This window comes from Endozoicomonas sp. SESOKO2, assembly GCF_024606245.1.
In the GTDB taxonomy this organism is placed as follows: domain Bacteria; phylum Pseudomonadota; class Gammaproteobacteria; order Pseudomonadales; family Endozoicomonadaceae; genus Endozoicomonas_A.
The window spans coordinates 1-1,071 of record NZ_JAHHPQ010000734.1 but is presented as its reverse complement, the minus strand read 5'-3'; the positions used below and the strand labels follow the sequence as shown (position 1 = coordinate 1,071).

The 1,071-nt window shown below is 45.8% G+C and carries 1 protein-coding gene; it reads left to right on the top strand.

The genetic code is table 11. The features are described from left to right. Positions 1–136: 136 nt before the first annotated feature. Positions 137–1,071, top strand: a 935-nt coding sequence (locus tag KDK17_RS17440) for a WD40 repeat domain-containing protein (protein WP_257288675.1), incomplete at its 3' end; no start/stop codon positions are given.

Genomic DNA, 1,071 nt, shown 5'->3' with positions numbered 1-1,071 from the left:
AAATTCATACATTAACAACACGCTCAAAAATGATGCTTCAATGGCAAAAGCATGGCATCGCCGGTTTGCTTCATCACACCAGGCGCTAATAAAAACAATCGTCACCGCAAAAGATAAAGATAAACTCCAGAAATGGTTGAAGCGTTTCACAAAGGATGAGTCATTAGTCAAGTCAGTCATGGATCGTCATGAGAGTATTTACTTTCCTGCTCTGTTCTTTTTCACTCTCACCAAACTGATGTCTGAATGTAAAACATTTAAATTAGAGACGAAAGCCACCCTCCCTGTTAATAGTCGGAATTACCCCTCTTCCTTGAGCCCCGATGGCCAACATGTGATGCGCGAAATTGACGATAAAACCCTGAAAATCTACGGCCAAAAGGGCGATGGATCATGGAAAGAAGAAGCCACTATCTCCCATGAAGACAGAGTCAACTCAGCCACATTCAGCATCGATAGCCGCTATATAGTGACCACAAGTGGCTATAAAAAAACAGCGAAAATTTATGGCAAGCAGGACGATGGGTCTTGGGCAGAAAAAGCCACCATTTTCTATGACTACTCCATCGTCTCTGTCTCCTTCAGCTCCGATAGCCGCCATTTGGTGACCCACAGTGACGATTACAAGGTGAAAATACACAGCCAGAAGGACGATGGGTCATGGGCAGAAAAAGCCACTATTTCCGATGATGACAATATCCTCTCAACCACCTTGAGTGCCGATGGCCGCTATTTGGTGACCGCCGGTTTAGACGGCAGGGCAAAAATCTATGGCAAGCAGGACGATGGGTCATGGATAGAAAAAGCCATTATTTACCATGATAAACATGTCTACTTAGCCACCTTCAGCGCCGATGACCGCTCTGTGGTGACCATCAGTCGCGATCAGAAGATGAAGATCCACGGCCTGGAGGCCAATGGTTCATGGGAAGAAAAAGCCACCATTTCCCCTATTAAAGACGTCAACTCAGCGACAATCAGCGCCGATAACCGCCATTTGGTGATTTCCGGTAAAGATGCCAGGGCGATAATCTACGGCAAGAAGGACGATGGATCATGGGAAGAAAAAGT